We start from the raw sequence: 7711 nt of genomic DNA, 5'->3' as shown, positions 1-7711 counted from the left end.
GGGTTCGACGGGGGGCGACGAGAGTTTCGACGAGGGGTTCGACGAAAGGTTGATGGTGGGGCGTAGATCGAGCGCCGCCCGCGCGGCGCTTCGCGGGTAAACCCGCTCCTACGTTTGTTTCGGGCCAATTATGCCTGTGGGATTTGCGCGCGAACGCCCTGGCGCATGGCTCGATATCGCGTCGTACAAACAAGGCGGTCGCGCGCGCCTGGCACAGGAGGGACTGGCCCGAAACAAACGTAGGAGCGGGTTTACCCGCGAAGCGCCGCGCGGGCGGCGCTCGATCTCACAGGCGCCACACCACTTGCGGCAAACACCCAGCGGCCATGACGCAGCCCCCAAGCCGAATGTTTCTTACATCCTGCAACGCTCTATCCCACAGCCCGCAGGCCATCCTCTGCCATACTCCGCCGTACACAGTTTGAAATAGTCCCCCGATTGAATCGGCGCGGCAGGCCCCTTATATACCCCGCAGTAAGCGACAACTCATCCGTCAGGAGAACGTAACAACCATGATGCGCATTCTGTTGTTTGTAGCCACCAACCTCGCGGTGGTGCTGGTTGCAAGCATTACCCTGAGCCTGTTCGGTTTCAACGGGTTCATGGCCGCCAACGGGGTCGACCTGAACCTCAGCAGCCTGCTGGTGTTCTGCGCCGTGTTCGGCTTTGCCGGCTCCCTCGTCTCGCTGTTCATCTCCAAGTGGATGGCGAAGATGACCACCGGCACCCAGATCATCAGCCAACCGCGCACCCGCCACGAGCAGTGGCTGCTGCAAACGGTCGAAGAGCTGTCTCGCGAAGCGGGCATCAAAATGCCCGAAGTGGGTATCTTCCCGGCATACGAGGCCAACGCCTTCGCCACCGGCTGGAACCGCAACGACGCGCTGGTAGCGGTGTCTCAGGGCCTGCTGGAGCGTTTTTCGCCCGATGAAGTGCGCGCGGTACTGGCCCACGAGATCGGCCACGTTGCCAACGGCGACATGGTCACCCTGGCGCTGGTGCAGGGCGTGGTGAACACCTTCGTGATGTTCTTTGCACGCATCATCGGCAACTTTGTCGACAAGGTGATCTTCAAGAACGAAGAGGGCCAAGGCATTGCCTACTATGTCGCAACCATCGTTGCCGAGCTGATCCTTGGCATCCTGGCCAGCATGATCGTGATGTGGTTCTCGCGCCGCCGCGAATTCCGCGCCGACGAAGCCGGTGCGCAGCTGGCCGGTACCGCAGCAATGATCGGCGCCCTGCAGCGCCTGCGCGTGGAACAAGGCCTGCCAGTGCACATGCCGGACACCATGAAGGCCTTCGGCATCAATGGCGGCCTCAAGCACGGCCTGGCCGGGTTGCTGATGAGCCATCCACCGCTGGAAGACCGCATCGAGGCCCTGCGTCAGCGCGGCTGATTCACCTGTTAAAAACAAAGGGCGACTTCGGTCGCCCTTTTTTATTCCCGGCCTTACGCAGCCTTCTGTGGGAGCGGGCGCGCCCGCGAACACCGGCAAAGCCGGTGCCTTCTACCGCGTCGCCTGTTTCGCGGGCGCGCCCGCTCCCACATGGGCCGCGTCAGCCTGCCATACCTGCTTATCGGCTGACCTGATACACCCGCTCCAACAAACTCGACGCCCCGGCCTGCATGAACTTCGGGCTGTCCTCAATCACCTCCACTGCCTCCAGCTGCTCCACCTGCCACTCCGCAAACCCTTGTCTCAGCTCTTCATCCCTGACCGAAAACGGCGGCCCGGCCAACAACGACTGGTCATACTCCAGCGTCACCACCAACCCACGGCAATTTGCCGGCAGCAAACCCGACAACAGCTGCATATACCGCGCACGCATCTGCACCGGCAGCGCAATCACCGCCGCCCGGTCATACAGCCCCACGCAGTCAGCCACATCCTCTGCCCGCAAGGCAAAGAAGTCGCCACACCACAGCTGCACATCTCCACTGCGCCAAACCTCGAATGCGCCCTGCTGCCGCACTTCGGCCTCAAGCCCGTGCTCACGGAAAAAATCCTCCACCGCCCGCCGCGACAGCTCTACACCCAATACGCGATAGCCCTGCCCAGCCAGCCAGGCCAGGTCCAGGCTCTTGCCGCACAGAGGCACCAGCACGCGGCTGCCCGGTGCCAACTGCAACAAGGGCCAGTACGTCTGCAGATAGGGGTTCACCTGCGCCTGGTGAAAGCCGATCTGATTGTCGGCCCACCGTTGTTGCCAGAACGCTGGCTCCATGATCACTCCCGATTTTTAGATAATTTGTCGGTAAAACTTGGTTTGGATTTCGATCTGTAGTTAATCGAAGATGGTTGCATCTTAACCTTCAGGACCCCGTCATGCTGCCCAGCCTGTTCATTTCCCACGGTTCCCCCATGCTTGCCCTGCAACCCGGCGCCAGCGGGCCGGCGCTATCCGGGTTGGCCAACGCGCTACCCCGGCCGAAAGCGATCGTGGTGGTGTCGGCACACTGGGAAAGCCGCGAGCTGCTGGTCACCGGCAGCGCACAGCCCGAAACCTGGCACGACTTCTACGGCTTCCCACCGGCTCTGTATGCAGTGCAGTACCCGGCGCCGGGCGAGCCCGGGCTTGCTGGCCAGGTCAGTGAGCGATTGAAGGCTGCGGGGTTACCCGCGCGACTGGACATGCAACGCCCATTCGACCATGGCGCCTGGGTGCCGCTGTCGCTGATGTACCCGGATGCGCGCATTCCCGTGGTGCAGGTTTCACTGCCCAGCCACATGGGGCCGGCGCTGCAGCTGAAGGTGGGCCAGGCACTGGCGGGGTTGCGTGCCGAGGATGTACTGCTGATGGGTTCGGGCAGCATTACCCACAACCTGGGTGAGCTGGACTGGCATGCAAGGCCGGATGTGATCGAGCCGTGGGCGCTGGCGTTCAGGGATTGGGTGGTAGACCGACTGCAGGAGGATGACCAGGCGGCGTTGCTGGATTACCGGCAGCAGGCGCCGTTTGCGCTGCGCAACCATCCCAGTGATGAGCATTTGCTGCCGCTGTTCTTTGCCCTCGGGGCCGGGAGCAAGTTCGGCGTGGTGCATCAGGGGTTTACCCTGGGCGCGCTGGGGATGGACATCTATCGGTTCGACTGAAGGGCCTCTTCGCGGGCTTGCCCGCTCCCACAGGTACCCCACAGATTTCAGTACCTGTAGGAGCGGGCTTGCCCGCGAAAGGGCCGGTACAGGCAAAAAAAATCCCCGACCTAAGCCGGGGATTCTTTCATTACGCCAGGATCAATCCTCGCGGTAGCGACGCAGCTTCAGCTGCTTGCCAGCCACGCGGGTGTCCTTGAGCTTGGACAGCAGCTTCTCGAGGCCGTCTTCCGGCAGCTCGACCAGGCTGAAGCTGTCGCGCACCTGGATGCGGCCGATAGCATCACGCGCCAGGCCACCTTCGTTGAGGATCGCACCCAGCAGGTTCTTGGCAGCGATGCCATCACGGGCACCCAGGGCGGTACGGCAACGCACGCGGCCTTCGGCCAACGGCAGCGGCGCACGACGCTCACGGTCACCACGGTCAGGGCGCTCGCCACGCTCACCGCGCTCGGTACGCTCACCACGCGGGGCAAAGCTCGGCACCAGCGGCTGCTCACGCTCTACCGCCGCCAGGTCCAGCGCCTGGCCATTGGTGGCCTTGCGCAGCAGGGCCGAAGCCAGGGCACGCGCACTGCAACCCAGGTCGGTGGTCAGGCGGTCGAACAGCTCGCCGTGGGTGGCTTCTGCTTCGGCTACCAGCGGCGCCAGGCTCGAGGTCAGCTTCTTGATGCGGGCATCCAGCACAGCCTGGGCATTCGGCAGGCGCGCTTCGGCAACCTTCTGCCCGGTTACACGCTCGATCACCTGCAGCATGCGGCGCTCACGCGGGGTAACCAGCAACAGTGCACGGCCATCGCGACCGGCACGGCCAGTACGGCCGATACGGTGTACGTAGGACTCCGGGTCGTACGGCATGTCGACGTTGAATACGTGAGTGATGCGCGGTACGTCCAGGCCACGGGCAGCGACGTCGGTGGCGACGACGATGTCCAGGCGGCCATCCTTGAGCGAGTCGATCACACGCTCACGCTGGTTCTGGGCGATGTCGCCGTTCAGTGCAGCAGCCTTGTAGCCTTTGGCTTCCAGCGCGGCGGCCAGGTCCAGGGTGGCTTGCTTGGTACGTACGAAGGCGATCAGCGCGTCGAACTCTTCCACTTCCAGCAGACGCAGCACAGCCGGGATCTTCTGGTCCGCGTGGACCATCAGGTGGGCCTGCTCGATCGCGGTAACGGTCTGGGTCTTGGTCTGGATCTTGACGTGCTTGGGTTCACGCAGGTGACGCTCGGCGATCGAACGGATCGACGACGGCAGGGTTGCGGAGAACAGTACGGTCTGACGGGTAGCCGGGATTGCGTCGAAGATCACTTCGAGGTCGTCCATGAAGCCCAGCTTCAGCATCTCGTCGGCTTCGTCCAGTACCAGGTACTGTACGGTCGACAAGACTTTTTCGTCACGACGCAGGTGGTCGCACAGACGGCCCGGGGTGGCCACGACGATTTGCGCGCCGTTGCGGATCGCACGCAGCTGTGGGCCCATCGGGGCACCACCGTAGACGGCGACAACGTTCACGCCCGGCATCTGCTTGGCGTAGGTTTCGAAAGCGGTAGCAACTTGCAGCGCCAACTCACGGGTTGGCGCCAGGATCAGGGCTTGCGGTTCGCGCTTGCTCACATCGATCTTGTTCAGGATCGGCAGGGCGAAGGCAGCGGTTTTGCCGGTGCCAGTCTGCGCCTGGCCGATCATGTCGTGACCGGCGAGGATGATCGGGATCGATTGTTGCTGAATGGCGGACGGCTCTTCATAGCCGGTAGCCACAACGGCAGCAACAATGTTCGGATTAAGATCGAGAGCGGCGAAGCCGCCGGTTTCCTGGGTCATGGGTCTGCCTCTAGGTGCATCCGCAAAGACCCATGCTCCAAAGCTGCACATGCCTTGAAAGACCGTCAGGTCACCCAGGCAGCTTTGGCGGCGGGGATTTGCGAAAACGATTGAAAAAGAAAACTTGGGAAGGTCCGCCTAGCGGACGCGCAGCCGAAGCTGGACTCGGAGGATTTGCACCACCTGATTTTGAGGTCCGCTAAAAGACCGGCGCGTACTATACCTGAAATAGTCACGTACGTGAGGAAAATTTTCACGGGTGCAGGGCCAGCATCGGGCCACCAAGCACGACAGGCTGAATCGATAATCCCCTGAAGCCTTGCGCGCTCGGTATCGCAGCGGTTGAGCCTTTCAGGTAGCCGGCCGAATCTCGCGGATCAGCCCATCGAGGCTGTACCCCAAACGGGGCGCCAGCGCTTCGGCCCGGGCTCTCAAACCGTCCAGGTCCAGCGACTGCTCCAGGTCTGCCGGCACCAGCAGAATCACATTGCCCTCCTTCACAGGCAGTTCCCAGTAATGCCGGTGGTACAACCCGCGCAACAACGCTGCGCCCAGCGGCCTGCCATCATCGGTGGCCCACTGGTTGATCACCAGCCAGCCGCCCGGGTTCAGGTGTTGCTGGCAGTTTTCCAGAAAGTTCCACGCCAGGTGCCCGACCCCAGGACCATGGTCGGTGTACAAGTCAACGAACAGCAGGTCGGCCTTCTCTGCCGTGGGCAGCAACTCCAGGGCATCGCCGATGCGCACATACAGCCGTGGGTCGTCGTCCAGGCCCAGGTAATCCATGGCCAGGCGCGGCACATCCGGGCGCAGCTCGATGGCCTCGATGTCTTCAAGCGGCAGGAACTTCATGCAGGCCTGGGTCAGCGTGCCGGCGCCCAGGCCCAGAAACAGCGCGCTCTCCGGCGATTCGTGGCACAGCGCCCCCACCAGCATGGCGCGGGTATAGTCGTACTCCAGCCAGCTGGGGTCGGCCGTGAACACACAGCTTTGCTCGATCGCATCGCCGAACTCCAGAAAGCGGTAGTCGTCTACTTCGTACACGCTGATGACGCCAAAAGCATCCTCCACCCGTGCCAGCAGCCGCTCTTGCCGTTCCGCCGTCATGTCCACCACCCACCTGCGCAAAAACGCGCATTGTCCGCCAACACCCTGGATGCAACAAGCGCAGCGCCAACTGTTACCATGGCCCATAGCCTACAACCGACAATACCGAGCCCAAGATGAACCAACCGTGGAGCCCCGACAGCTGGCGCGCCCTGCCGATCCAGCAGCAACCGACCTACCCCGATGCCGCGCACCTGCTGAAGGTTGAACAGACCCTGGCCAGCTACCCGCCGCTGGTGTTCGCGGGTGAGGCGCGCGAGCTGCGCCGGCAGTTTGCCGAAGTCACTGAAGGGCGTGCCTTCCTGCTTCAGGGCGGCGATTGCGCCGAGAGCTTCGCCGAGTTCTCGGCTGCAAAAATCCGCGACACCTTCAAGGTGCTGCTGCAAATGGCCATTGTCATGACCTTTGCCGCCGGCTGCCCGGTAGTGAAAGTGGGGCGTATGGCCGGGCAGTTCGCCAAACCCCGCTCATCTGGCGATGAAACCATCGGCGACATCACCCTCCCCGCCTACCGCGGCGACATCGTCAACGGCATAGGTTTCGACGCCAAAAGCCGTATTCCGGACCCGGATCGCCTGCTGCAGGCCTACCACCAGGCCACCGCCAGCCTCAACTTGCTGCGCGCGTTCGCCCAGGGCGGGTTTGCCGACCTGCATCAGGTGCACAAGTGGAACCTGGACTTCATCGCCAACTCGGCGCTGGCCGACAAGTACCACCAGTTGGCCAATCGCATCGATGAAACCCTGGCGTTCATGCGTGCCTGTGGCCTGGACAGTGCGCCGCAACTGCGCGAAACCAGCTTCTTCACGGCCCACGAAGCACTGCTGCTGAACTATGAAGAAGCCTTCGTGCGCCAGGACAGCCTGACCGGCGACTACTACGACTGCTCGGCGCACATGCTGTGGATCGGCGACCGCACCCGCCAGCTCGATGGGGCCCATGTGGAGTTCCTGCGTGGCGTGCACAACCCGATTGGGGTCAAGGTTGGCCCGAGCATGAACCCCGAAGAGCTGATCCGCCTGATCGACACGCTCAACCCGGCCAACGACCCGGGGCGTTTGAACCTGATCGTGCGCATGGGCGCGGGCAAGGTTGGCGACCACTTGCCGGGGCTGATCCGCACGGTCGAGCGCGAGGGGCGCAAGGTGCTGTGGAGTTCCGATCCGATGCACGGCAACACCATCAAGGCCAGCAGCGGTTACAAGACCCGCGATTTTGCGCAGATTCTGGATGAGGTGAAGCAGTTCTTCCAGGTGCACCAGGCTGAGGGCAGCCATGCCGGCGGTATCCATATCGAGATGACTGGGCAGAACGTCACCGAATGCATCGGCGGTGCCCGGCCGATCACCGAGGATGCGTTGTCTGACCGGTATCACACTCATTGTGATCCGCGGATGAATGCTGATCAGTCGCTGGAGTTGGCGTTCCTGATTGCCGAAACCCTCAAGCAAGTGCGGCGCTGAGCGCTTTTCGCTTTTGCTTCTAAGCGCGCGGTAGTCCAGGCGACGCAGATTGCGACTTCAGGAGGCCGGAGCGAGGGGACCCCGGAGCGCAGCGTAGGGGCCGGATGATGGGAGCCGACGGTTTTTGGTCCCTTTTTGCCACGACAAAAAGGGACCCGCCGTAAGGGCGGAAAGGTGAGTCGGCGTCGCCATCGCAAACGGACTGTACGCCCGATCAGAACC

Annotated in this window: 5 protein-coding genes and 1 pseudogene; 3 read left to right on the top strand and 3 right to left on the bottom strand. The window is 62.8% G+C overall.

The window, feature by feature from the left end:
* The first annotated feature begins 512 nt into the window (after nucleotides 1-512).
* A complete protein-coding gene (htpX, locus tag ACYCCG_RS25895; protein ID WP_010952899.1) occupies nucleotides 513-1400 on the top strand; it encodes a protease HtpX in 888 nt (295 codons plus the stop codon).
* A gap of 178 nt (nucleotides 1401-1578) precedes the next feature.
* Here htpX and ACYCCG_RS25890 read toward each other — a convergent pair whose 3' ends face one another.
* On the bottom strand, nucleotides 1579-2229 hold the full coding sequence (locus tag ACYCCG_RS25890; protein WP_209964339.1) for a thiopurine S-methyltransferase: 651 nt from the start codon (nucleotides 2227-2229) through the stop codon (nucleotides 1579-1581).
* Between the two features lie 101 nt (nucleotides 2230-2330).
* Here ACYCCG_RS25890 and ACYCCG_RS25885 point away from each other — a divergent pair, with 101 nt between their 5' ends.
* Entirely contained in the window at nucleotides 2331-3098 is a 768-nt protein-coding gene (locus ACYCCG_RS25885) for a DODA-type extradiol aromatic ring-opening family dioxygenase (RefSeq protein WP_209964335.1), read from the top strand.
* A gap of 141 nt (nucleotides 3099-3239) precedes the next feature.
* Here ACYCCG_RS25885 and ACYCCG_RS25880 read toward each other — a convergent pair.
* Nucleotides 3240-4953: pseudogene (locus tag ACYCCG_RS25880) on the bottom strand (DEAD/DEAH box helicase).
* 317 nt (nucleotides 4954-5270) lie between these two features.
* On the bottom strand, nucleotides 5271-6026 hold the full coding sequence (locus ACYCCG_RS25875; protein WP_010952896.1) for a spermidine synthase: 756 nt from the start codon (nucleotides 6024-6026) through the stop codon (nucleotides 5271-5273).
* Between the two features lie 116 nt (nucleotides 6027-6142).
* On the opposite strand from ACYCCG_RS25875, the gene ACYCCG_RS25870 reads away from it, so the two are divergent.
* On the top strand, nucleotides 6143-7489 hold the full coding sequence (locus tag ACYCCG_RS25870; RefSeq protein ID WP_209964332.1) for a class II 3-deoxy-7-phosphoheptulonate synthase: 1347 nt from the start codon (nucleotides 6143-6145) through the stop codon (nucleotides 7487-7489).
* Nucleotides 7490-7711 lie beyond the last annotated feature (222 nt).

Source organism: Pseudomonas sp. VEM90 (assembly GCF_054611535.1).
The sequence above is the reverse complement of the archived record's forward strand: the minus strand, read 5'-3'. Positions and strand labels throughout refer to the sequence as shown.